20 protein-coding genes are annotated in these 25,184 nt (G+C 66.0%); 10 read left to right on the top strand and 10 right to left on the bottom strand.

All coding sequences use genetic code 11. The features are described 5' to 3' along the window. Positions 1 to 9: 9 nt before the first annotated feature. Complete coding sequence (locus tag G370_RS0105840; RefSeq protein WP_019337724.1) at positions 10 to 390, bottom strand: hypothetical protein; 381 nt, start codon at positions 388 to 390, stop codon at positions 10 to 12. 108 nt (positions 391 to 498) lie between these two features. Beyond that, the gene (locus G370_RS0105845; RefSeq protein WP_019659748.1) at positions 499 to 1,026 is read right to left on the bottom strand and encodes a DUF6622 family protein; all 528 of its coding nucleotides are present in this window, start codon (positions 1,024 to 1,026) and stop codon (positions 499 to 501) included. A 234-nt stretch (positions 1,027 to 1,260) separates the two neighbouring features. Here G370_RS0105845 and G370_RS0105850 point away from each other — a divergent pair, with 234 nt between their 5' ends. Next, positions 1,261 to 2,412 (top strand): serine hydrolase domain-containing protein, encoded by a 1,152-nt coding sequence (locus tag G370_RS0105850; protein WP_080112506.1) that lies wholly within the window; start codon positions 1,261 to 1,263, stop codon positions 2,410 to 2,412. Between the two features lie 6 nt (positions 2,413 to 2,418). On the opposite strand, the gene G370_RS0105855 is transcribed toward G370_RS0105850, so the two are convergent. Further along, entirely contained in the window at positions 2,419 to 3,291 is an 873-nt protein-coding gene (locus G370_RS0105855) for a methylenetetrahydrofolate reductase (RefSeq protein ID WP_019659750.1), read from the bottom strand. Next, on the bottom strand, positions 3,291 to 4,205 hold the full coding sequence (locus G370_RS0105860; RefSeq protein WP_019659751.1) for a LysR family transcriptional regulator: 915 nt from the start codon (positions 4,203 to 4,205) through the stop codon (positions 3,291 to 3,293). The genes G370_RS0105855 and G370_RS0105860 overlap by 1 nt, the downstream gene beginning before the upstream one ends. 75 nt (positions 4,206 to 4,280) lie before the next feature. On the opposite strand from G370_RS0105860, the gene msuE reads away from it, so the two are divergent. The 3 genes from msuE to G370_RS0105875 are packed head-to-tail and all read left to right on the top strand — an operon-like array spanning position 4,281 to position 6,974. Then, entirely contained in the window at positions 4,281 to 4,868 is a 588-nt protein-coding gene (msuE, locus tag G370_RS0105865; RefSeq protein ID WP_019659752.1) for an FMN reductase, read from the top strand. A gap of 57 nt (positions 4,869 to 4,925) precedes the next feature. Next, positions 4,926 to 5,903, top strand: coding sequence for a DUF1852 domain-containing protein (locus G370_RS0105870; protein WP_019659753.1), 978 nt, complete (start codon positions 4,926 to 4,928; stop codon positions 5,901 to 5,903). Between the two features lie 42 nt (positions 5,904 to 5,945). Further along, the gene (locus G370_RS0105875) at positions 5,946 to 6,974 is read left to right on the top strand and encodes a methionine synthase (protein WP_019659754.1); all 1,029 of its coding nucleotides are present in this window, start codon (positions 5,946 to 5,948) and stop codon (positions 6,972 to 6,974) included. 740 nt (positions 6,975 to 7,714) lie between these two features. Here G370_RS0105875 and G370_RS0105880 read toward each other — a convergent pair. Both G370_RS0105880 and G370_RS0105885 read right to left on the bottom strand, forming a co-directional pair. Beyond that, positions 7,715 to 8,458 carry a FadR/GntR family transcriptional regulator gene (locus G370_RS0105880; RefSeq protein WP_019659756.1) on the bottom strand — a complete coding sequence of 248 codons (744 nt, stop codon included), beginning with the start codon at positions 8,456 to 8,458 and terminating at the stop codon, positions 7,715 to 7,717. A gap of 102 nt (positions 8,459 to 8,560) precedes the next feature. Next, the gene (locus tag G370_RS0105885; RefSeq protein WP_050563254.1) at positions 8,561 to 11,452 is read right to left on the bottom strand and encodes a TonB-dependent receptor; all 2,892 of its coding nucleotides are present in this window, start codon (positions 11,450 to 11,452) and stop codon (positions 8,561 to 8,563) included. Positions 11,453 to 11,693: 241 nt separating this feature from the next. On the opposite strand from G370_RS0105885, the gene G370_RS0105890 reads away from it, so the two are divergent. The 6 genes from G370_RS0105890 to G370_RS0105915 are packed head-to-tail and all read left to right on the top strand — an operon-like array spanning position 11,694 to position 19,704. Then, positions 11,694 to 13,133, top strand: a complete 1,440-nt coding sequence (locus tag G370_RS0105890) for a polysaccharide lyase 6 family protein (RefSeq protein ID WP_019659758.1) — start codon at positions 11,694 to 11,696, stop codon at positions 13,131 to 13,133. Beyond that, entirely contained in the window at positions 13,130 to 15,358 is a 2,229-nt protein-coding gene (locus G370_RS0105895; RefSeq protein WP_019336530.1) for an oligoalginate lyase, read from the top strand. The genes G370_RS0105890 and G370_RS0105895 overlap by 4 nt, the downstream gene beginning before the upstream one ends. Further along, a complete protein-coding gene (locus G370_RS0105900; protein WP_019659759.1) occupies positions 15,355 to 16,659 on the top strand; it encodes an MFS transporter in 1,305 nt (434 codons plus the stop codon). The genes G370_RS0105895 and G370_RS0105900 overlap by 4 nt, the downstream gene beginning before the upstream one ends. A 60-nt stretch (positions 16,660 to 16,719) precedes the next feature. After that, entirely contained in the window at positions 16,720 to 17,472 is a 753-nt protein-coding gene (locus G370_RS0105905) for an SDR family NAD(P)-dependent oxidoreductase (protein WP_010485596.1), read from the top strand. Between the two features lie 14 nt (positions 17,473 to 17,486). Then, on the top strand, positions 17,487 to 18,674 hold the full coding sequence (locus G370_RS0105910; protein ID WP_026346994.1) for a GDSL-type esterase/lipase family protein: 1,188 nt from the start codon (positions 17,487 to 17,489) through the stop codon (positions 18,672 to 18,674). 10 nt (positions 18,675 to 18,684) lie between these two features. Next, a complete protein-coding gene (locus tag G370_RS0105915; protein ID WP_019659761.1) occupies positions 18,685 to 19,704 on the top strand; it encodes a sugar kinase in 1,020 nt (339 codons plus the stop codon). A gap of 10 nt (positions 19,705 to 19,714) precedes the next feature. On the opposite strand, the gene G370_RS0105920 is transcribed toward G370_RS0105915, so the two are convergent. From G370_RS0105920 to G370_RS0105935, 4 genes are all read right to left on the bottom strand, one after another. Then, a complete protein-coding gene (locus G370_RS0105920) occupies positions 19,715 to 20,608 on the bottom strand; it encodes a retropepsin-like aspartic protease (RefSeq protein WP_032955237.1) in 894 nt (297 codons plus the stop codon). A 126-nt stretch (positions 20,609 to 20,734) separates the two neighbouring features. Then, positions 20,735 to 22,186, bottom strand: a complete 1,452-nt coding sequence (locus tag G370_RS0105925; protein ID WP_019659763.1) for a S41 family peptidase — start codon at positions 22,184 to 22,186, stop codon at positions 20,735 to 20,737. 87 nt (positions 22,187 to 22,273) lie between these two features. After that, positions 22,274 to 23,848 carry a S15 peptidase family protein gene (locus tag G370_RS0105930; RefSeq protein WP_019336523.1) on the bottom strand — a complete coding sequence of 525 codons (1,575 nt, stop codon included), beginning with the start codon at positions 23,846 to 23,848 and terminating at the stop codon, positions 22,274 to 22,276. A 154-nt stretch (positions 23,849 to 24,002) separates the two neighbouring features. Continuing rightward, positions 24,003 to 25,184 (bottom strand): YadA family autotransporter adhesin, encoded by a 1,182-nt coding sequence (locus tag G370_RS0105935; protein ID WP_227199427.1) that lies wholly within the window; start codon positions 25,182 to 25,184, stop codon positions 24,003 to 24,005.

Here is a 25,184-nt window from a genome sequence, read left to right on the forward strand (position 1 = left end):
GGTCGCCCTTCATGACGAGGCCGCGAAGATCGACGCAATACCTGCAAGCGATCCCACGGCCACCCATGAGAGCGTGGCGAATGCAGTCAGCAGTACCTTGCGGTGGACGGCCTGCGCTTCGTTCTGGGCCTCCGACCGTCGCGCATAGGGCCTGGAGAAACCCAGCAGTTCGCCGGTGACAGTCAACACCCCCATCAGGATCAGTGCGGTCACGCAGAAGCCGAACATGGAGCCTATGAAGGCCAAATGGCGGGTGTCGCCGATAGCCGGCTGAGTCCCGGCCAGGGCTTCCACAAGTTGCCCCGTCCACCGTGCGGGCAGCCAGGCCAGGGCTGCGACAATGCCGAAGTGACTGGCCACGTTGATCCAGAACCAGGATGTGGTCTTCATCACGTCAGCGATTCCGGTGTTGGCCAGTGGCGGGCATCGTGACGCCTGCGCCAGCCCCGCGCAACGCTGCATGGGGAAGCCGGCCAGCGGCCGGCACTACCAGGTCAATCAGCCTGGGGTTTCCAGTCCCTTGCCTGCCGCATCCACCCTCAGCGAGGCCAGGTACCGGGCGTACTTGCCGACGAAGATGCCAGTGAACCCGCCTGTCAGCAGCAGGTAGGCGGCACTGAAACCGGCATGGGCGGTCAGCGACGGCGACACCGCAAATGCGGCTTCGAAGCCGTACTTCACCAGGAAGGTGACCAGCAGCAGCGGCAGCAGGCTGAAGTCCGCGCTGCGCCAGAGCTTGCCGGTGCTGCGATCCAGCGTCAGCTTCAATCGATTCAGCAGCAGCCAGGCAAGTGCCGCGCCCGTTGCGATGCCGGCCAGCCACTCGCTCCAGGCGGCCAGCGACGCGCCGAAGCGATGACTGATCGACCACGCGCCCCAGACTGCGAACAGCGCGGGCACGATCGCCAGTTTGTGCAGCGAGGTTTCTGCAGGCTTCATGGCGGCAATGCCACGGGTGACCAGGAAGGCCAGGAGCAGCCAGACCCAGACCGGCGTCTGCGAGGCGAGTTGCTGGAGCATGTTCATGAGCGGTCCCCTTGATGAGTGGTGGCTGAGTGGTGGCGAGGTGCCCTCGCATTGGCTCTCACTATTCGCTTCCGCCCGGGTTGCAGCCAGTGACAGCTGTCAGCCATCGCGGATGACCCGCCGGCATGCTGCGCGTCCCCGGCAGCTGTCGGGGTGGATTCACCCGGTGCACCCTGCGCGGGCCGGCCCTCAGTCCGCGCTACCATCACCACGACGCCGCTGCGAGCCACGTGCATGTACCACGACCCTGTTCGACGTCGCCTGTGTGCGGCGCTGCTGGCCACTGGCTTCGGCCTGTCAGCACCATCGGCGCTGGCGAGCCGGGCGACGTTGGCGGGATGCGGTTCGCTGACCGCATTGCTGCAGGCCGAACGGCAGCCTGGCATGGCGGCCGTTCTGGTCGATCACGGGCGCATTGCCGCGCTGTGCACGACCGGGCGGCTCAATGACACCCGGCCTGCACCGATTGATCGCCATACCGTGTTCGAACTGGGGTCGATCACCAAGCTGTTCACGGCCCTGCTGATTTTCCGGCTCCAGCAGCGGCATCTGCTCGACGTCACCGCGCCCATCGGCCAGTACGTGGAAGGGTTGCCTTCCGCATGGGCATCCACTTCGCTGCTGCAGCTGCTGAGCCATACCTCAGGCATTCCCAACTATCTGAATGAAGAAAATTTCCTGCGGTTGATGCCGACGAATCCAGCCCCCAGTGAATTGCTCGCAGAGGTGGCCGAGCGGCCGCTGGCGTTTGCGCCCGGTGCGCGGCACGCCTATTCCAATACGAACTACATCCTGCTCGGCCTGGCCATAGAGCATGCAACCGGCATGGACTACTGGCGGGTTCTGCAGGAGGAGATACTGTCGCCGCTGGGCATGCGCGATGCGGGACCGCGTCGTGCAGACGATCGGCGCCGGATTGCCCAGGGGCATCTGTTCCAGGATGGCCACTGGCGCGCACCACCGCCCACTGCTCCGGGCTCGGCATGGGCCGCCGGCGGCCTGCTCGCCAGCATCGACGACATGGCGCGCTTTGCTGTGGCGCTGGACCAGCATCGACTGTTGCCCGAGGCGGCCCTGAAGCGGATGTGGTGCGACACACTCCTCGCCAATGGCAGCAAGGCGGGCTGGGGGGCCGGCTGGGAAGTTTCCGATGGCGGAAAGGTAGTCGGCCATGGCGGCGGGACCGCAGGCTTTACCGGGTATCTCCGGCACCGTCCCACCGATCGAAGAACGCTCGTCGTACTGATCAATCGCGCCGGAGACATCAACCCGCAGGGCATTGCAGAGCGCCTCGACCTGGGCATGCGTCGCTGCAATGGGAGGCTTTCCAGGCCGGCGCCTTCGCTGGATCAACCCGGCACCCGGACAACGCGATCCATGCCATGACGCAGATCATCGGCGCTGGCTGATGGAAATGCGCCGCCGGTACTGCGCCACCCACTCCAGCGACGGCGCAACACCGCCGAACGGGAAGAAATGCGGGCTGACCTGGCCATGGGCGCGGGTCAGCCCCTTCACCAGGCGATCGACGAAAACCTCCGGCCCCGCCGTTCCGAGCAGCCGGCCGATCGAGATGCCATACTGGGCGAGCATCGATGCACTGGCGCCTACGCCACACATCGCCGCATAACGCAGCAAGCGGGCGATGCTGGCCGGACCCGGCACGCCGACCAGCACCGGAACGCTGATGCCGCGCGCGCGCAGTGCATCCAGCCAGGCCAGCACGGCATCGGCATCGAAGGCGAACTGGGTGACGATCACAGGCGCCATGCGGCGCGCTTCGATGGCCCGGCACTTGCGTTCGAGTACCTGCCAGCGAGCGTCGCCGCTCATCGCCGGATGGCCTTCCGGATGCCCGCCGATACCTACGACCTTGATGCCGAAACGCTCAAGACGCCCGGTCTCGATGATCGAAGCACTGTCGGCAAACGGCCCGGCAGGCGTGGCGAGGTCACCGGCGATCAGCAGGCAGCGCTCCACCCCGGCTTCGCTGGTGGCGCGCTCCAGGAAGCGTTCAAGCGCTGTGCGTGACCCGATGCGCCGCGCGGAGAGATGCGGCATCGGCTCGAATCCGAGCGCGCGCACGGTGCGCACGGCGGCCAGGCGGGCGTCGTCATCCTCGCTGGCCAGCCAGGGAATGGAGATGACCGTACCGCGCGGGATCCGATCCGCCTCGGCGCGCAGCGCGGGCATGGCCTTCGCGCTGACTTCCAGTGAAAAGGCGTTGATGAAGGCTTCCGCGCGCGCTGAGGTACCGACCGGCATCAGCGCGCCTCGCGTGCATTGCCGGCAAGCGGCGAGCTGTTGCGGGCCAGTTCGATGAAGGCCTGCAGGTAGTCGATACCGGTATCGGCCTCGCGCGCGCCGAGATAGATCTGCTTGGGGATGCCCTTGGCGCCCAGGCGCACGGGCACCACGTCCATGCGCGCGGCGTACTCTTCCACCAGCCAGCGCGGCATTGCAGCCACGCCGCGGCCGCTGGCCACCATCTGCATCATGATGTCGGTGGTTTCGATGGCCTTGTGGCGCCGCGGCGTGATGCCGGCCGGCAGCAGGAACTGGTTGTAGATGTCCAGGCGCTCGAACGGCACCGGATAACTGATCAGCACTTCCTGGCCGAGCTGGCGCGGTTTTACGTGGTCCACCTTGGCCAGGGCATGGTTCCCGGCCACCACCAGCACCTGTTCGTAGTCGAACACGGGAATGAACTTCAGGCCCGGCTTCAGCAGCGGGTCGGGGGTAACCAGCAGGTCGATCTCGTAGCCGAACAATGCGCCGATACCGCCGAACTGGAACTTCTGCTTGACGTCCACATCCACGTCCGGCCATGCCGCCAGGTAGGGCGAGACAATCTTCAGCAGCCACTGGTAGCAGGGATGGCACTCCATGCCGATGCGCAACGCGCCACGCTCGCCCTGCGCGAACTGGCGCAGGCGCTCCTCGGCCAGGTCCAGCTGCGGCAGCACCCGGTTGGCCACTGCCAGCAGGTACTGTCCGGCCTGGGTCAGCCGCAGGCTGCGACCCTCACGCAGCCAGACCTCGGTACCCAGCTGCTGCTCCAGCTTCTTCATGCTGTGGCTGAGCGCCGACTGGGTCAGGTTGAGCACGCCGGCGGCGGCGGTGAGCGAGCCCTGCTGCTCGACCTGCTGCACGATGCTGAGGTGGATGCGCTCCAGCATGACGATGAATCTCACTCATGGATAGGTGAAGTAATACCATTTTACGTCATGGAAAGGCATGACTAGGATCGGGTCATGCCTTCATCCCACCGCCCTCTCCGTATCGTCGCCGTGTCCGGGGGGCTGCAGCGCCCCTCGCGGGCCACCCTCCTGGCCGAGCATCTGCTGGGCGTGATCGGCAACGACGTCCATTGCGAACACCATCTGATCGAGCTCGGCGAGCTCGCCCCGCAGCTGGCCGGCGCCCTGTGCCGCTCACAATTGCCCGAGGCTGTCGAGCGCCAGCTGCTTGCCGTCGAGCACGCCGATGTCCTCGTGGTGAGCACACCGGTCTATCGCGGCTCGTACACCGGGCTGTTCAAGCATTTCTTCGACTTCATCCACCAGGATGCGCTGGTCGACACCCCCATCCTGCTGGCCGCGACCGGCGGCAGCGAGCGCCATGCGCTGGTGATCGACCACCAGCTGCGGCCGCTCTTCAGCTTCTTCCAGGCCCGCACCTTGCCGCTGGGCGTCTATGCCACCGACCGCGATTTCGCCGACGGCCGCGTGCACAACGAACCGCTGATCGAGCGCGCTCGACTGGCGGTCCACCGAGCCATGCCACTGCTGGCCCTGGCCCGCCAGCCCGTCGCCGCCCTCGAGGCTGCCGCAGCACCCTGAATGCCGGATGCGCTCGCCCCGCATCCGGATGTCACCCCGCATCACGGAACGCCGCCCATGACGAACGACACCTTCACCTTCAGCATCACGCGCATCCCCTTCAACGAGGACTACCAGCCCGCCGAGGGCACGCGCATCACCACCAATTTCGCCAATCTGGCGCGCGGCGCTTCCCGGCGGGAAAACCTGCGCAACACCCTCAGCATGATCAACAACCGCTTCAACGACCTGGCGCACTGGGACAACCCGAGCGCCGATCGTTATGCCGTCGAGCTGGACATCATCTCGGTGGAGATGCACATCGACGGCGCCGACGGCAACGATCCGTTTCCGTTGATCGAGGTGCTGCAACCGACCATCGTCGACACGCGGACCGGCGCGCGTATCGAAGGCATCGTCGGCAACAATTTCTCGTCCTACGTGCGTGATTACGATTTCAGCGTGGTGCTGCCGGCCAGCAACGAGGGCAAGGCCACCTTCGGCATTCCGGAAGGCTTTGGCGACCTGCACGGCAAGCTGTTCAAGCACTTCCTTGGATCGGACGCCTACCGCGCCAGCTTCCGCAAGGGGCCGGTGATCTGCATCAGCGTCTCCAGCAGCAGGACCTACCACCGCACCGAGAATCATCACCCCATCCTGGGCGTGGAGTACCGGCAGGGCGAGTTCTCCGCCACCGACCACTACTTCGACAAGATGGGCCTGCAGGTACGTTACTTCATGCCGCCGGGCAGCGTCGCGCCGCTGGCGTTCTACTTCCAGGGCGACCTGCTGGGCGACTACTCGAACCTGGAGCTGATCGGCACCATCAGCACGATGGAAGCGTTCCAGAAAATCTACCGCCCGGAGATCTACAACGCCAATTCCGTGGCCGGCAAGGTCTACCAGCCCAGCCTGAAGCACCAGGATTACTCGTCCACCCGCATCGTCTACGACCGCGAAGAGCGCAGCCAGCTGGCGGTCAAGCAGGGCCGGTTCACCGAAGAGCACTTCATCAAGCCGTACCGCGCCGTGCTTGAGCAGTGGGCTGCGCGCTGATCCATCGATTTCCCCTTCGCATACCAGGACAACCCGACACCGATGAAGAAACTGCTCCCCACCTCCACCGCCGGCAGCCTGCCCAAGCCGTCCTGGCTGGCAGAACCCGAAAAGCTCTGGTCGCCCTGGAAGCTGCAGGACGAAGGCCTGGCTGAAGGCAAGCAGGATGCGCTGCGCCTGTCGCTGCAGGAACAGCAACACGCGGGCATCGACATCGTCAGCGACGGTGAGCAGACCCGGCAGCACTTCGTCACTACCTTCATCGAGCATCTCAGCGGCGTTGACTTCGAAAAGCGCGAAACCGTGCGCATCCGTAACCGCTACGATGCCAGCGTGCCCACCGTGGTCGGCGCCGTGAGCCGTCCGAAGCCGGTGTTCGTGGAGGATGCGAAGTTCCTGCGCCGCCAGACTGCGCAGCCGATCAAGTGGGCGCTGCCCGGCCCGATGACGATGATCGACACGCTGTACGACGCCCACTACAGGAGCCGGGAGAAGCTGGCCTGGGAGTTCGCGAAGATCCTCAACGAGGAAGCGAAGGAGCTGGAAGCGGCCGGCGTGGACATCATCCAGTTCGATGAGCCGGCCTTCAATGTGTTCTTCGACGAAGTGAACGACTGGGGCGTGGCCGCCCTGGAGCGCGCGATCGAAGGGCTGACGTGCGAGACAGCCGTGCACATCTGCTACGGTTACGGGATCAAGGCCAACACCGACTGGAAGCAGACGCTGGGATCGGAATGGCGCCAGTACGAGGAATCGTTCCCGAAACTGCAGGCCTCCAGCCTCGACATCATTTCGCTGGAATGCCATAACTCGCACGTGCCGATCGACCTGATCGAGCTGGTCCGTGGCAAGAAGGTGATGGTAGGCGCGATCGACGTGGCCTCGAGCGCGGTGGAAACACCGGAAGAAGTGGCCGACACCCTGCGCAGGGCGCTGCAGTTCGTGGATGCCGACAAGCTTTACCCCAGCACCAACTGCGGCATGGCGCCGCTGGCCCGCACCGTGGCCAGGGGCAAGCTGCGCGCGCTCAGCGAAGGGGCCAGGATCGTGCGTGAGGAGCTTTCGGCGTAGCGTTTGCCAGGGCTGTGGGCGTCCTGCCGGGTACCGACCACGCCTGACACGTTAACTGCCCCAAGGGCCTTGCAGGCTGCCGCGGTGCGAGCGCCTGCTTGATGCGTGCCACCTCCCCTGTCCCGGCCTCGGCCAGGCGGCGCGCCTGCTGGCGCTGCTCCCGTGTGAGCGGCGGCGGCCGCGCCGCGCCTGCCGAAGGCGCGGCGCCCACGAGACAGGCGACCGCGTCGCGCAGCCGCAACCGGGGGCAAAGCCGAGCCGCGCACCAGCGCTCGGCATAGCGCCGGGCTTGCCGCGCATTCACCGCGTGCACCACCTTGGCCGGGGACATCCTGCGTGCATCCAGGTACACCTGGAAGCCGAGCACTGCGTGCGGGACGATGCTGGCCACGATGCGGCCGCTCCACCATAGATCCCAGCGCTCACCGCGTTGCACCCAGCCGGAGGACGCGGGGACTGCCGGGAGACCGCGAAGATCGGAGAAGGAATGCATGCAGGAAGGATACGGGCTGCCGTCGCAGGGGATGAGATTCGAAAGGGCACGTAGCCGCGGCCGTGAATCGTTCAATGGAAACGCAACGGTGCAGTATGATCGCTGCCCTCTCGGCACCGGCATGCATCATTGGCATGACACATCACCGGCGATCACCCGCCGGCATGCTCAACGATGCAACAGCCATTACCCCCGGCGCTGGCCAGGTCGCGGCACGCAGACGCTCGGCCGGTGTCCGCTCCGTCGTTCAGATCCGCGTCGTGGCCAGGAACCGTTCACGATCCTGCTGCGTGCGCCGGCGGATCTCCTCCAGCGCCTGGCTTTCGGTCGCCTGCAGCATGGCTTCGAACAGGCGCTGGAAGTGATGGCGCATCGCATTGCGTGCGGCCACCGGATCACGCGCACGCAGGGCTTCGAAGATGGCCATGTGCTCGTCGGCACGGCTGGCGCCATCATCGTGGCAGACCCGGGCATAGACCTCGGTCACCCGCGGCAGTTCGCTGCGCATGCGCCAGATCTGCTGCACGAAAAATTCCACCACCGGATTGCCGGAAAGCCGTGCGATGGCCAGGTGGAAACGGCGGTCGTACTCGCCGGCTTCGGCGTCGCTCAGGTCGCGACGGCACAGCGCTTCGGCCAACGACTGCAATTCGGCAATGCCGGCATCATCCAGATTGCTGGCAGCCAGCGCGGCAGCCTCGGCTTCGAATACCGCGCGGGCAGCGGTGAGGTCGAAGGCGCTGACATCCGGCAGCCCGCCGGACGCCTGCGTCGGGCGCGGCTTCACATGCACGCCCGAACCGATGCGGATGGCGATCCAGCCCTGTGCTTCCAGTGCGATCTCGGCTTCGCGGATGGTGACCCGGCTGACACCGAACCGTTCGGCCAGTTCACGCTCGCCCGGCAGCCGCGAGCCCGGCGGAAATTCGCCGTCCTCGATCAGCTTGCGGAGCTTGGCAGCGATGGTCTGGTAAAGGCGGTTGGCGGACATGCGGCTGACCCTTGGCGATTCCCTCCGGGTCCCTGCCCTGCCACCGCGGCCGGCAAGGGTCCGGTTGGAGCGACGGCGCGACCACTGGCCGCGCCGCCCTGTTCAGAACTTGTATCGTACACCGAAATACGCACGCCGCCCGTAGGTCACCACTTCGCGGAAGTTCCCATAAAGCGGCTGGTAGGCCACGCGCGGCTCGTTGGTCAGGTTCATCAGCTCCAGCGACAGCGACAACTGCTTGTTCACCCGGTAGCGCAGGCGCAGGTCCACGCTGGTGTTGTCATCATAGTAGCGGTTCTGCTGCGCGGTGTTGCCGGTGAAGTCCTGGTAGTAGTGCGAGCGGAACTTGCCGATGGCCTGGATGTTGAAGCGCCCGACGTCCCAGTAGATCGAGCCGGACAGGACGTGCCGCGAGAAGCCGCTGAGACCCGCCGGCGGCACGATCGCCGGAATGATCGTGCCATCACTGGCCAGCTGCTCGCCCAGTCGTGAGTCCTGGGTCCGGTAGTCGGCATCGGCGTAGTTGTAGCTGACCTTGAAGCCCAGCCCGTCGAACGGCTTGGGCAGGTACGACAGTCGATGGGTGGCGGTCAGCTCGAAGCCGGTCAGCGTGCTGTCCTCGTCGGTGGTTACCTGCTGCCGCACCGGCACAGTCACGCTCTGGCCGTCGATGGTGTAGGTCTCCGGCACCAGCGCGGTGGCGGTGCCGCCGTTGAACTGCTTCCAGTACACCGCGCCGGCCAGCATCGTGTCCGGGTTCGGGTACCACTCCAGTGACAGGTCGCCGTTCCAGGACATCAGCGGCTGTGCCGCCGGGTTGCCACTGGCGCTGATGTCATCCAGCGCATCGGCCAGGTTGCCGTAGGTGGCATCACTGCTCACGTTGATGGTGCGCCCCGCACCCAGCGCGGCGATGTCCGGCCGTGACATCGCGCGGTACGCACCGACCCGCAGCAACACGTCCGGGCGCAGTTCGAAGGCCGCGTTGAGGCTGGGCAGCAGCTTGTCGTTGCCCGCCTTGAACACCTGCGTGCTGTACTCGCCGGTGGGTTGCAGGCGGATCGTCCCGTCACCGTTGTCCTCGATACGCAGGCCGGTACGCACGCCTTCGGAGCGAACATCGGTCTTGACCCAGCGCAGGCCGAGGTTGCCGGTCACCGGCAAACCGAACAGGCTGCTGCTGAACTCACCCAGCAGATAGAGCGCGCGTGTCTTCTCGGTGATATCGACATTGTTCGGATCCTGGAAACCCGGATCCAGCCCGCTGTCGAGGCTGCCACGGAACGACTGGTACAGGCAGTTCGGATCGAAGTACGCCCACGAGGAGATCGTGTTGCCGCTGGCGGCATCCATGAAGTCATCCTGGGGGAATGGTGCACGGCAGGCCTGGTTGGCAGCGATGATCTTCGCCTTGTCGGCCGCCACGCGCTGGTCGTAGTCGGTTACCAGGGTGTTGTCGCGCAGGCGGTAGTCGGCCTGGCTGGCGCGCACGCCGCCCTTGATGCGGGTGAAGAAACCGGACTCGGGCATGAAACTGGCATCGAAGCGGCCGGCCTTGATCTTGTGGTCATTCTCCGTTGCGCTTGAGGTCACCCGCGCCGCCCCGGTGTAGGCGTCCCAGTTGGTGGGGTCGAAGTTCGGCGCCAGCGCGACACTGGGCACTTCGCCGTGCCAGTCCCAGTCATAGTCCACGTAGCCGGTGGCACCACTGCTGATGCCGGGCACGGCGGCATTGTTGACGTCGCGCTGGTTCGCGCGCAGGCGGGTCATGCGCTCGCTATCGAGGCGATTGGTATGCGAGTACGAAAGATCGGTGGACAGCTCCCAGGCCGGGGTCGGTCGCAGGATCAGGTTCAGGCCACCCCCGGTGTATTCCTCGCCACGCCAGTAGCGGTTGGAGGTGGAGTCGATCGAGGTGCTGCCATGCAGGTGGCGCACGATGCCCTCTGCGTCCACGTCGCGCTGGGTGATGCCGCGACGTGCGTTGGACAGGCTCAGATCGCTGCGGTTCTCGTACCAGTTGCGCTCGGTGTGTTCGAAGTCGAGATTCACTTCAACCACGTCATTGGGCCGCCACTGCAGTGCAGCGAACTCGCTCTGGCGGTCGTTGCGCTCCTGCTTGAGCCGGTAGATGCGGCTGCTGGGCACCAGGTAGTAAGGTGCGCCGTTGGCGATGGCCTGCGCGGACACTTCATTGCAGTTGGCATTGCCCACGTTCTGCGTGCCATCGCAGGCATACCAGGTGGAACCGCTGGTGATGCTCTCTTCCGGATCGGTGCCGTCCAGGCGCTGGAAACCCAGCGAAATGCCCAGCTTCTGCCCGTTGCCGAACTCGAACTGGTCGATGTAGCTGGCGGTGCCGCGGTAGCCGATGCCGTCGTCGTCGCGATACTTCTTGTCATACTCGGCCCAGCTGCCACGCAGATCGATCTGCGCCGCCCGCTTGCCGTACTCCAGTGGGCGCACTGTTTCCAGGCCGATGGTGCCGGCCACGCCGCCTTCGATGATGTCGGCGCGCTGGGTCTTGTAGATGGCGACCGTATTGATCAGCTCGGCGGGGAACATGTTGAAGTTCACCGAGCGGTCGCCACTGCCGTTGGTGATCTCGCGGCCATTGAAGTTGGTGCTGCTGAGGAAGGCGCCCAGGCCACGGATGGAGATTTCCGAGGCCCCGGTCTTGTCGCGGGTCGAGGCGGCGCCGGTCAGGGTCTCGATCGCGTCGGCCAGCGAGGGCGCCGGCAGGTCGCCGATGTCATCGGCCGAGAGCACATCGGCAATGACCGTGTCGTCGCGCTTCTTGTTGATCGAACTCTGCATCGATTCGCGGATGCCGGTGACCTGCACCTGGTCCAGCGTGGTGGGATCCTGCCCTGCTGCCTCCTTGCTGGATTGCGCCTGGGCCGTGGGCAGGCCCGCCAGCACGGCGAGCAGCGCCACGATCAGGGGTGTGGGGGACAACGAGATGCTGTGCACTGCTCCGGCGGGTCGCCGCATGGTTTCCTCCTCCCAAAGGATCGCCTGCATGCCAGGCGTGGGACGCAGCTTCGGCACGGCGACATGAAAATGTCAACCAATTGGTATGTGAATGTTCAAATGCCTTTGATCCATACCAGTTGATCGCAATTTAATGTGCTTCTGCAGCATGACTTTGCGCGAAAGCTGGCTTACAACAGACCCGAAAGTGGTATGCAGACCCACCCTGAAACGACGGCCGGGCCGTCCCTGGAAGGATTTCATGCGCATTCACTCGCTGGCACGTCACCCGTCCAACTATCCATCACTGTTTTGCCTGGCCACTGGTCTGGTCATGTGCCTGACCACTTCAGCGGCAAGTGCTACCAGCTGGCTCGTCCACGATGTCGCTGAGTTCACTACCGCCGCCTCGGCGCTGCAGCCCGGCGATGAGATCGTGTTGGCTGACGGCATCTGGACCGACGCCCGGTTGCTGCTGAAGGGCCAGGGCACGGCAGCCGCGCCGATCACGCTGCGCGCGCAGACCGCCGGCAAGGTCGTCTTCAGCGGGCGCTCGGACCTGCGCCTGGCAGGGAGCTACCTGCAGGTGTCCAACCTGGTGTTCCGCAACGGCTACGCACCGGGTGATGCGGTGGTGGCATTCCGCGAATCGAGCAAGGCCGTCGCCAGCAACAGCCGCGTCACCGGCCTGGTGATCGACGACTACACCAACCCCGATGCCAGCGACCAGGACTACTGGGTTTCCTTCTATGGCAGCCACAACCGCCTCGATCACAGCCAGCTGCGCGGCAAGACCAATGCCGGGCCGACCGTGGTGGTGGTGCGCGATGCCACCCAGGGCCTGGACAACCAGCACCGCATCGACCACAACTGGTTCGGCCCACGCCCAGCGCTGGGCGTCAACGGCGGTGAAACGATTCGCGTCGGCACCAGTGACATCTCACTGAGCAATTCCAACAGCACGGTGGAGAACAACTGGTTCGAAGGCTGCGACGGCGAGACCGAAATCGTCTCCAACAAGTCTGGCGGCAATACCTTCCGCGGCAACGTGTTCTATCGTTCGGCCGGAGCACTGACCCTGCGCCACGGCAATGGCAACCGGGTGATCGACAATGTCTTCCTCGGCGATGACAAGGCCGGCACCGGCGGCGTACGCATCATCAACGCCGACCAGACCGTCAGCAACAACTACTTTGAACGGCTGGCCGGGTCCAGCAACCGTTCGGCACTGGCGGTGATGGATGCGCAGGCCAATCCGCCGCTGTCCGGCTATGCGCCGGTGGTGAATGCCACGATCAGCGGCAACACCTTCGTGGACGTGGCGAAGATCAGTTTCGGCGTCGGCCATGATGAGGCGAAGGGCATCGTGGTGGCCGCCAGCAACAGCCGCTTCACCGGCAACCTGATCGTCAACCGCACCAGCAGGAACCCGCCCAATGCCGCCAGTTCGCTGGCCGGTATCGACTTCAGTGGCAACGTGCAGTCGCCGGCAGCCAGCACTGTGTTCCCGGGAGGCGTAGAGAGCCGTGGTGTCAGCCTGCAGCAGGCTGATAGCGGATTGTGGGTTGCCACGCCTGCCCTGCCCGCCGTGGGTGCCGATCCTGCGCTGGCGATGACCGCGCGCGAGGCGACCGGCGTTGCCTGGTATCCCAAGGTGGGCGAAGTTGCCCTGTCACGCACCCGCAATGGAGTTGATCGATGAGGTTGCAGCCGCTGTTCGTTTCCCTGGCTTTGGCCGCCCCCTTCGCCCTGCTGCCGAGCGCATCGCTGTTCGCAGCCCCCACTGCCGCCGTGCGACAGGCCGAGGCCGCGCCGGTGCTGGTCACCGCCGCACAGTGGCAGCAGATGGCCAGCGAAGGCCGCCGCTACCCGTGGTTTTCCAAGGAGCAGGCGCGCACCGAGGCGACGCTGAAGAAGATGATGAAAGCCGGTATCGACGTGCCGGTACCCAAGGACAAGGGCGGCGGGCGCACCCATGAACAGCACAAGCGCAACTACCAGGCGCTGCTGGCGGCGGGCACGCTGTACCGGCTGACCGGCGACAGGGCCTACGTGGACTATGCGCGCGACATGCTGCTGCAGTATGCCCAGCTCTACCCGACGCTGGGCCCGCACCCGGAAGGCCGTGGGCAGATCCCCGGGCGCGTGTTCTGGCAGGTGCTCAACGATTCGGTATGGCTGGTCAACGCCATCCAGGGCTACGACGCGATCCGCGACGCGCTGTCCGCCAGCGACCGCAACACCATCGAATCGAAGGTGTTCCGGCCAATGGCCGAGTTCCTCGTCAGCGAGCCGAAGAACTACGACCAGATCCACAACCACGCCACCTGGGCGGTGGCCGCCACCGGCATGACCGGCTACGTGCTGCGCGACCCTGAGCTGGTGGAGAAATCCCTGCGCGGCAGTCGGAAGGACGATCAATTCGGCTTTCTTCGGCAGATCGACCTGCTGTTCTCGCCCGATGGTTACTACGAGGAAGGCCCATACTACCAGCGCTATGCACTGGCGCCGTTCCTGCTGTTCGCCAATGCCATAGAACGCAACGAACCTCAGCGGAAGATCTTCGCGCGCCGTGACGGCGTGCTGTTGAAGGCCGTGGATGTGCTGGTGCAGTCCAGCTACAACGGCTTGTTCTTCCCGATCAACGACGCCATCCTGGACAAAGGCATCGACACCGAAGAGCTGGTGGCCGGCATCGGCATCGCCTATGCGCGTACCGGTGATGACCGCCTGCTGTCCGTGGCCCAGCAACAGAAGCGCCTGCTGCTTTCGCCCGAAGGGCTGGAGGTGGCGCAGGCGCTGGCGGCGAACAAGGCCAAGCCTTTCGACTACAGGCCGATGCTGCTGCGCGACGGCCCTGACGGCGACCGCGGCGGCTTGGCCATTCTGCGCATGAACGGCGAGCGCGGCCAGGCGCTGGTGCAGAAGGACACCATGCAGGGCATGGGCCACGGCCACTTCGACAAGCTCAACTGGTTGTTCTACGACAACGGCAACCCAGTGGTGACCGACTACGGCGCGGCCCGCTTCCTCAACGTGGAAGCCAAGCGCGGCGGCATCTACCTGGCCGAGAACCGCAGCTGGGCCAAGCAGACCGTGGCCCACAACACCCTGGTGGTGGACGAGCAGAGCCACTTCAAGGGCGACTGGAAGCGCGGCGAGGAGCATGCCCCGCAGGTGCGCTTCTTCCAGGCCGATGCCGATACCCAGGTCGCCTCGGCAACCATGCGCGATGCGTATCCAGGCGTGATCTTCACCCGCACCCAGGCGCTGCTGCGCCACCCCGACCTGGGTCTGCCAGTGGTGCTGGATCTGTTGCAGGTACACGGTAACAAGGCCGCGCGCTACGACCTGCCGCTGCACTTCAACGGTCACATCGTCACCACCGGCTTCGAGGCCGAACACTTCCCCGCCCAGCGCCCGGTGCTGGGCAAGGACAACGGCTACCAGCACCTGTGGCTGGATGCACGCAGCAAACCCGGCAGCGAACCGCGTTCGCTGGCCTGGCTGCTGGACGGCCGCTTCTACACCTACCGCTTCGGCAGCAGCGCACCCGCGCAGGCGCTGCTGGTGGAAAGCGGTGCCAACGACCCGGAATTCAACCTGCGCCGCGAACCGGCCCTGCTGCAGCGCGTGGAAGGCCAGAAGGACGTGACCTTCTTCAGCGTGCTGGAGCCGCACGGCGAGTACAACGGCACCGCCGAGTACGTGCACGGCGCAGACAGCCGCATCAAGGACATCGTGCGCACCCGTGGCAGCGATGCCGAGGTGATCGAACTGCGCCTTGCCAGTGGAGCCCGCATCGCGCTGGGCGTGGCCGATGACAGCAGCGCCAAGGGCGAGCACAGCGTGACCGTCGACGGCCATGCCTACGGCTGGAGCGGCAGCCACGCGCGCATGGACCGCAGCAAGGATGACGCGAAATGAACGGCCCTGCGGTGGTGGCCAACCTGCGCAAGGTGCCGGTGCGTTCAACAGTGCGCTGGCTGATCGTGGGCCTGATCGCCGTGGCTACGGTCATCAACTACATCGACCGCAACGCACTGGCGGTGATGTGGCCGGAAATCGCCAGGGAAGTGGGCGCAACCAAGGATGACTACGCGCTGCTGGTGACGGTGTTCATGCTGTTCTATGCCGCCGGCCAGTTCCTGTTCGGGCGCCTGTTCGACATGATCGGAACGCGCCTGGGTTTCGCTCTGTCGATCAGCGTGTGGTCGATCTCCATCGCCCTGCATTCGGTCACCCATTCGATGCTGTCCTTCAGCCTGGTGCGGGCGATGCTCGGCATCAGCGAGGCCGGTGCCTGGCCAGGCGCGGTCAAGGCCAATGCCGAGTGGTTCCCGGCACGCGAGCGCGCACTGGCGCAGGGCGTGTTCAACGCAGGTGCGTCGATCGGCGCGATTGTCTCCGCACCGGCCATCGCCGGCCTGTACCTGTGGCTGGGCTGGCGCGGCACCTTCGTGCTGGTCGGTGCGATCGGCTTCCTGTGGCTGCTGCCATGGCTGTTTGTCTACCGCGCCGGGCCGGACAAGCATCCGTGGGTGAGCGATGCCGAGCGCCGGTTGATCCAGGAAGACCAGGCCGGGCAGCAGGCAGAGGTGGCACCGAAGGCCAGCGTTCGTGAGCTGCTGGCCCACCGGCAGAGCTGGGGCATGCTCGCCTGCCGCTTCCTGCTGGACCCGATCTGGTGGTTGTTCGTGTCCTGGCTGCCGATCTACCTGGCCGAAACCTTCGGCTTCGACATCAAGCAGATCGGCCTGTTCGCCTGGGTGCCGTTCGTTGGCGCGATGCTGGGCAGCCTCAGCGGCGGTTGGCTGTCCGGGCGGATGATCCGCGCCGGGCACAGCGTGGACCGCGCCCGCAAGCTGGCCATCACGCTGGGCTGCGTGATCATGGCCCCTGCCCTGCTGGCTGCCGTGCTGGCCAACCAGCCGCTGCTGGCGGTGCTGGCGATCGCTGCCGTGCTGTTCGGCTTCCAGGTGGCCATCGGCAACATCCAGACCCTGCCGGGCGACCTGTTCGACGGCCGCTCGGTGGGCACGCTGGCGGGCCTCGGTGGCCTCGCGGCCGTGGCCGGCACCTTGATCACCACCTGGCTGGTGCCAGTGCTGACCCGCCATTCCTACGCTCCGATCTTCATCCTCGTTGCCGCGCTGGTGCCGCTGTCGCTGGCCGCGCTGTGGTGGTGGACCGGTCCTATCCAGAAGCTCGACCGCCGCGCCGGTTGAGCCTGGGTCTCCTTCTTTTCCAAGTACATCCATTCCCCCGCAAACCAAGGAGTTTTCCGCATGTCGTTCCAGGACAAGGTGGCCATTGTCACCGGCGGTGGCCGCGATATCGGTCGCGCCGTTTCGATCAAACTGGCTGCCGCCGGTGCACGCGTCTGCATCAACTACGCCAATGATGAAGCCAGTGCCCAGGAAACGCTGGCGCAGATCCAGGCGGCCGGTGGCCAGGCCATCGTGCATCGCGCCGACGTCACCGATGCCGCTGCCGTTGCCGGCCTGGTCGCTGCAGCACAGACCGCGTTCGGTGAGCGCATCGACCTGCTGGTGAACGTGGCCGGTGGCATGGTGCAGCGTCGCCCGCTGGCCGAGATCGACCCGGCGTTCTTCCACACGGTGATGGACCTCAACATCACCTCAACCTATCTCACCACGCACGCGGTGGTGCCGCACATGCGCGAAGGCGCGGCCATCGTCAATTTCGCCTCGCAGGCCGGTCGTGATGGCGGCGGCCCAGGCGCATCGATCTACGCCACCGCCAAGGCGGCGGTGATGACCTTCACCCGCGCCATGGCCAAGGAGCTGGGGCCGAAGGGTATCCGGGTGAACGCACTGTGCTGCGGCATGATCGCCACCCGCTTCCACGACGAGTTCACCAAGCCGGAAGTGCGCACGGCCGTTGCCGGCGCCACCCCGCTGCGCCGCCAGGGTGCGCCGGACGAAGCCGCTGACGCTGCTGTATTCCTGGCCTCGGATGCGGCGGCGTTCATCACCGGTGCGAATCTGGACGTCAACGGCGGCACCTACTTCTCCTGACTGGAATCCTGCCCATGCAGCGCTGGACACTTCTGTTTTCATTGACGCTCTGCTCCGCCATGACGGCGCCCGCTGCGTGGGCCGCACCCGTGTGGGTCACTGCCTGGACGGCCGCGCCCGCGCCCGACCGCAAGGACGGAACGTCCGATGCGCCGGTTCAGTTCGCCGCGCAGACCGTGCGCCAGGACATGCGTGTCGGCAGCCGTGGCGATGCGCTGCGGCTGCGCATCAGCAACGAGCTCGGCACGGCGCCGCTGCGGGTCGAGGACCTGCGCGTGGGAGTGAAGAACGGCAAGGCCGCACCGCTGCCGGTAACGGTGGATGGCCGCGCGGTCATCGAGGTGCCGGTCGGAGCCGCGCTGCTGAGCGACCCGGTGCGGATGCCGGTGGCAGCGCTGCAGGAGATCAGCGTGAGTGCCTATTTCCCGCAGCCCACCCGCCCCGCCGTGCGCCGCACCGAGCTGCGGGTCGCAGATGGCAGGCAGACAGCCGTCGCCGACAGCGTGCGGCTGAGCTACCAGCAGAACGTGTTCTCGGCAGTGATGGTGCAGCGTGATGATCGTCCCCAGGTAATCGTGGCGCTGGGCGATTCCATCACGGAAGGCGCCACCGCACGTCGCGGCACCTTCAACCAGTGGCCGGAGCGATTGGCGCAGCGCCTGCAGCAGGCCTGCCCGAACCGGTTCGTGGTACTCAACCAGGGCATCAGCGGCAACAAACTGCTTGACCATGGCCGCAGCCACAGTGCGCTGTCTCGATTGGATCGCGATGTGATCGCCGTGGCCGATGCCGATCAGGTGATCCTGTTCGAAGGCATCAATGACATCCGCCACGGCGGTGGCGCGCAGCCGCTGCCTGGACGCAGTGCGGCGGACATGCTGCTGGGCTATCAACAGGTCGCGGCGCGGCTGCATGCGCACGGCATCCGCGCTTGGCTGGGTACGTTGACCCCGTTCGGCGGTTCCGAGCGCTACGAGCCCGTGTCCGCCGCCACCCGCACCACGATCAACCAGTGGGCACGCGGCGGCAACAGCGGCTTCGATGGCATCATCGATTTCGATGCCGTGCTGCGTGACCCGAAGGCAGCCGAATCGCTGCCCAACGAGATCACCCGCGACCATCTGCACCCCAACGACGAAGGCTACCGGCGCATGGCCGATGCCATCGATCTGCGCATGCTGGGCTGCACTACCCCCGAGTGAGAGAGAACCGATGAGCCACGTCGTTTGTTTCGGTGAGTTGCTGCTGCGCCTGGGCGCGCCCGGTCGTGAACTGCTGCTGCAGACGCCGCAGCTGCAGGTTCATGTGGGAGGTGCCGAGGCCAATGTGGCGGTCTCGCTGGCCAGCCTGGGCCACGATGTGCAGATGGCCAGCACTGTGCCCGGCAACGCGCTAGGCCGGCATGCCGTGGCCGAGCTGCGGCGGCATGGCGTGGGCGTGGCCGCCGTGCGTGAAGTGGCGGGTGACCGCATGGGCCTGTACTTCCTGGCGACCGGTGCGGTGCAGCGCGCCAGTGAAGTGGTGTATGACCGGGCCGGTTCTGCATTCGCAAACAGCAATGCCAGTGACCATGCGTGGCCCGCCCTGCTGTCCGGCGCGCACCTGTTGCATGTCTCGGGCGTGAGTCCGGCGCTGGGCGCCAACGTGGCCGAGTCGGTGCTGGGTGCCATCCGTGCGGCTCGCGCGGCCGGCGTCCAGGTGTCCTTCGACGGCAATTATCGTCCCTCACTGTGGCGACGCTGGGATGGCGACGCAGCGGCGATCCTGCGCGAGGTCTTCGCCGAGGCCGACATTGTCTTTGCCGATCATCGGGACATCGAACTGGTGCTGGGGCTGCACTTCCCGCAGGACGATGCGGTCGCCCGAACCGAGGACGCTGCGGCCGCTGCCTTTTCCGCGTTCCCGCACCTGCGGTGGCTGGCCTGCACCCAGCGCGAGGTGATCAGCGCCGACCATCACGTGCTCGGCGCGCTGCTGCTGGGGCGCGATGGAACCCGCGCGCAGGCCGCTCCGAGGCCGCTGCCCGGCATCGTTGATCGCGTCGGCGGTGGCGATGCCTTTGCCGCCGGCATCCTGCACGGATTGCTGTCCGGGCTAGACGCAGAAAGCACCGTGCGCTTCGGACTGGCCGCGGGCGCGTTGAAGCACGCCATTCCCGGCGACTTCAGCCCGGTAGCGGAGGCGCAGGTGCTGGCTCTGCTGGGCAATGCAGGCGCGGATGTCCGGCGCTGAGCGCGCGTGATCACTCCGCCGGCGCGGTGACGAAGCGACGATTGGGGCGCAGATAGATGCTGCCGGAACGGGCATCCAGCAGGATATTGAACTGCTGCAGTACTTCGCTGCCAAGCGTGCCGTCGCCCGTGGAGCCTTCATCATCGACAGTGATCGAGGCTTTCTGCCCTTTCAGTTGCAGGGTCGAAATGCTGGCCTCGGGCACACGCACATCCACCGCGCGGATCTTCCGGCCCGCGCTGCCGCTGAACTGTGATGTTCCAAGTCGTTCCGGAAACGCTTCCTGCAGGCGGTGGGCGCTGCCGAAGGCGTAGGACAGGTCGATGTTGCCGTTGCTGCCGGTGTCCAGGGTAAGCCAGGGTGCGAAAGTGCTGCTGCCGTTGCCGAGCGTGACCTGGATGGCTGGGATATTGTCGATCCAGCGCACGTTGGCCCGGATATACCCCGCAAGGTCGGGAACATCGTCGTGCACGCGCAGCAGGCTGCGGTCGTAGTCGATCTCCAGCACCTTGCCCTGGAAGAAGGTCCAGCCCAGTACTGCATCGAAGGGGCGCCCCGTGTAGTCGATCACCACGGCCCCCATCGGTCGCTGCACGCCGCCGATTTGCACGGCGTTGTGCGTGCTGTAGTCGAGAAGCGTGACGCCATCGGAACCGGTGTTCTCACTCTGGTCGTCAATGACCAGCTTCGCGTCCTGCTGGATGTGCCTGGCAACGGCCATGGCCGACGCGCCTGTATCGACGAGAAAGCGCAGTGGTCGCGAGCCGTTGATCGTACCCTCCACGTAGATCCGGTGATCCTTGCCCAGCTCGAAGGGTACTTCGGTGACCGCAGCACCTGCTGCGAAAGGCACCAGCATGATCAACATCGCGCATTGAAGCGCAGTACGAGGCAGTTCGCACATCCGAGGGCTCCTTCGTTCAGTAGAGCTGCAGCAGCGGTTGCCGGGCTCATTGCGGGTTGGATGCAGCTGCCGGTGGAAAGGTTTAATGTGCCGGAACTGCTTCACCGGTACGCCACCAGGACGGGATCATCGTCCGGAGATCCACGCCTCAAGTGCTGCGGTGTCCCGCATGTCGCCGGTATAGCGATGCTCGGGCACGTGCGGTTCGTTCGAACCACGCACCCGCCCCCGGAACACCTTCATCGGCACTGAAATCCTGGCCAGCCCGCTTGGCAGCCGCTCTGGCCGCACGTCCATGTAGAGACTGTCGGCCGATGTCTCGACGCCCACCTGCACCGCGCCCAACCGCTTCCACAGGTCCAGCGCATCCAGGCAGGCCGAACCACAGGCGGCATCAGCCACGATCACCACCCTGCCCTTGCGCAGCGGTGCGGCCGGGCCTGAGGTTGGTGCTGTATCTGCGCTGGCCTCGGACGGCTCGCGCCACAACGCCTCACCCCGGCCGCGTGCCTGTGCCATGCCCGCCGTCACCGACTCCAGCATGCGACGCAGCTCTGGCGACGCGTCGGGCGCCTGCACCAGCTTCTGCAGGAAGCTGCGCAACTGGGCGATGTTGGCCTCGGAGGTCCGCCACTCCACCCAGCTGGGGTCGGGCAGCACGTCCACGGCGGCCCGGCCCCAGATCAATCGCGCCAGTTCGATGCTCCATTGCGAAGCTCCGCCGCTGTTGCCACGCACGTCCAGCACCACCGACGGTGCCTGCTGCAGTGCTTCGGCTTTCGGAGCAAGCTGCTCAAGCAGGGCGGTCAGTTCCTTGAAGTTCTGCTCCGTGGGGTCGGCATTGAAGCTGCTGGTGGTGATCCAGTAGCCGCCATCGGGCATGATGCGCCAGCCGTTCGCCGGGCGGAAGCTGCGCCGGGTGTCGGCCAGACGCTCCTTGCGCTGTGCCGCCTGCAGTGGCTGCCACTGCAGTGCGTAGGATTTTTCGTGTCCATCCACCTGGAAAACGCAGGTGCGCAGCGTGGGCACGAACGGATTGCCCTGATCCAGCAGCACTTCGCCACCGCCGTGGATGCGGCTGGCCTGCAGGTTCCAGCGCCCGCTGAAGTCCCCGATCCGGCGCGCAGCCAGCGTCTGTGCATCGATGCCATCACAGGACAGCAATCGCGCCCCAAGTGGCGGATGGCCATGGCCACCATCCACGGTCATGACCAACTGCGCATCGCCGTCGAAACCGGTCAGGAACCCGGGCCACTGCGTTGGAACATCGGGAGCGTCGGCAAGCGCGTTGAGGCTGACATGCCCATCGTTGAAGAACGCCGCATAGCCTTTCATCGCCCACCAGTAGCCCTGGTAGTTGGTGACCCGACCTGCACGCGAACGTGCAAGCGCCTGGGCCTCGTCGAGCTGCGCGCCGAACCCGGGATTCCGCAGATCCACTGCGCCCGGATGACTGCCACGCAGGGCGGCGTCGGCAGCGTCCAGATCCTTCAACAGCGTGTCCGGCCAATCGATCGGCGCACCTTTCGCGGTGGGTGCCGCGAGCACCGCACCGAGCAGCAGCCATGCAATGACCATGGATTCATCCGTTTGCCGGGACAAACACGAGTCTCGCAGTTTTCCGGCCCGGTGTACCGCGCCCGCCGCAACGGGCGCGGCCGCACATCAATGCAGCGGCACTTTCAGCACCGACGGCGCATTGGCTGGCGAGGTGAAGGTCACCGCCCCACCCAGCTGGCTGATGCCCGCATAGCGCAGGTCCACGGTATCGACCACCAAGGTCAGGCGGCTGCCGGCTGGAAGGTTCCAGCTGCTCGCTTCCAGCCGCAGGTCGAGCGTTTTCGCCTGGCCCGGCGTGGCACCGCGCAAGGTGTACGGCTTGTGGCTGATCAACTGACCATTGCCCAGCACATCCTCGGCGTACAGGTAGGCGTACAGCGTGGTGTTGGCACGGCTGGGCGTGACCGTCAGGCGCACTTCCGGCGCACCGTCCAGGCGTTTGGCGCTCCACTGGATCGGCCCCTGCCAGACACCGGCGGCACTGCGGCCAACAAACGGTACGTAGGCACCCGGCGGCAGGTTGATCATCTGCAGCGCGCCGGAGGCCATCGCCACGCCGGAATTGGCCGCAGTCAGCAAACCGCTGCCGATGCGGTAGTTCCAGCCGGTGCCGCCACCGTGCTCGGCCAGGCCGCCGGTCGGCAGCAGCAAACCAGAGGGTGCGGTCAGGCCGTAGCTGACCGCACCCTTGCTGGTCGCCTGCCAGTCCGGGTAACTGCTCCAGCTGCCCTTCTGTGACTTCAGCTGCACCGCCGGCTGGCGGTCGATGCCGTTGGCCACTGCCTTCAGATAGTGATCGAACCAGTCACCCACCTGGTCATAGACTTCGTTGGGAATGCCCAGTGCACCGAGCGCTTCGTTGAGCGCGTGGTCACCGTGGCGCAGCTGCAGCTGCTTCGGGCCTTTCAGCCGGTTGAAGAAATCAACCAGCTGGCCCGGCGGGAACAGGCTGTCGTTGAAGGCGTTGGCCAGGAACACCGCCGGCTGGTTGGCGTTGATCTCGTCGATGCTGGCCGCGGGACTGCGCTGCGCCGCCACCGGCAACAGCGAATCCACCGCGCCCTGGTAGTTGCCCGCCAGAACATTGCGGTTGATCGTGGCCAGCTCCGCGCCAGGGCGTCCGGTCACCAGGCCGGCCGCAACCAGCAGTGCGATGCCCTGCGCGCTCGGGGTGTCGTTGCTGTACAGCGACGCCTGCAGATCGGCCCAGCCACTGAGCGCGGCCACGGCCTTGATGCGCGGATCGCGTGCCGCCGCCAGCAGGCTCGTGCCCGCACCGTAGGAGATGCCCGAAACGCCGATCCGGTCCGGGTCAGCGCGGGTGTTGTCCAGCGCCCAGTCGATCAGCGCGCTGACATCCTCCACCGTGGAGGGCCCGGCGATGTCGATGCTGCCGCCGGATTCCCAGAAGCCACGCGAGCTGTAGCTGATCACCACATAGCCGCGCTGTGCCAGCGACTGCGCCACCCCCACGTACTCCACGCTGGGCACCGCCCAGCTGCTGGGCATCACCAGCAGCGGATAGCGCCCGCCGCCCGCATCCTGCGGTTCGATGACGAAGGCCCCGAGAGGCGTTCCATCCCAGCCGGCAATGGTGCGATGGGTGGTCTTGACCGTCGCGGCCCAGGCAGTGGGCGCCAGGCCGGTCAGCAGGATCAACAGCAGCAATACCTTGCGCATCGTCGTCTCTCCCCGTCGGTGGTGGTGCAACGGGTTGGACCGTACCAGTGCGAATGGTGAGTGGCACCTTGCGACGCAGCATGACGTTTGCTGCACGCTCGCAGCGCTTGTTGGCTGAACAGGGGGCGCTGCACGCCCCCTGCCCTGCATTGCCTTACAGGTCTACGCCGAAGCCCATGCCGGCAGACCTCTCGCCATTGCTGAAGGCACCACCCAGCGAGAAGGAAGCACGCTCGCCGATCCGTTTACCGTATCCGATCGACAGCGCCTGCTCGCCACCCTGGAAGCCGGCACCCACCGCAATGCGACCGCGCGGGCTCTGTGAGCCGGCGGCGTTGATGGCCATGTTCAACATCGCCGAGCTCATCGCGCCCATGCGGTCGATCCGCTGGTCCTGATGACGCAGGCGGCGTTCCATCTCCTGCTTCAGCCCGTTGTTGTCCAGCGCGAACTGCGCCAGGCGCTGGTCGGTGTAGGCATTGGCCGTCGTCACCGCCTGCGCGGACTTCGTATCGGTATAGGAGTTGGCCGAGGAGAGCGTGGTTGCGCTACTGGCATCGGTATAGGCCTTTGAGGTCGTCACTGCCGCGGCGCTGCTCGCGTCGGTGTAGGCGTTGACGGAGTTGATGGTCGCCGTGGCCCGCGCATCGGCATAGCTGTTGGCCGAAGTCAGCGTATTGGCGTTGGCGGTATTCATCTGATTGAGGTTCACCGCATCGGTGCCCTGCGTGGCGGCGGCCACGTTGGTCAACTGGCGTTCGTTGCCGGCGCTGCCTACCGATACCGAGTTGGCACGGTCGGCGACGGAGCCATTGCCCAGTGCAACGCTGTCGTTTGCAGAAGCGATGGCACCATTGCCCACGGCACTGCTGTTGTTGCCACTGGCTTCGGACAAGCTGCCGAGCGCGGTGCTGTTTTCGCCCGTGGCGTTGCTGCCAGCGCCTGACGCGGTGGAGAACGAGCCCGTTGCGGAGCTGCCCGAGCCACTGGCACTGCTGAAGTCACCACTGGCGGTGGCGCTGTCGCCGATCGCCGCACTGTTGGCGCCGGAGGCGGAAGCACCTACGCCCACGGCGGCGCTCTGGTCGCCGGAGGCGCTGCTGGCTGCGCCGATCGCCGTACTGCCGGTGCCGCTGGCACTGGCGCCGGTTCCGACGGCCGCCGATAGATCACCGCTGGCATCGGCACCACTGCCGCACGCCAGCGAGGCGGCACCACCGGCGCTGGCGCCACCGTTGGACACGCCGCCGAAGCCATCGTCCAGCTGGCAGGTATCACCGGCCCACGCCGGTGCGGTTGCCATGGCCAGTGCCACGGCAAGGATGTGCTTGTGCAT

Origin of the sequence: Stenotrophomonas hibiscicola ATCC 19867 (genome assembly GCF_000382065.1) — a bacterium.
Lineage (GTDB): Bacteria > Pseudomonadota > Gammaproteobacteria > Xanthomonadales > Xanthomonadaceae > Stenotrophomonas > Stenotrophomonas hibiscicola.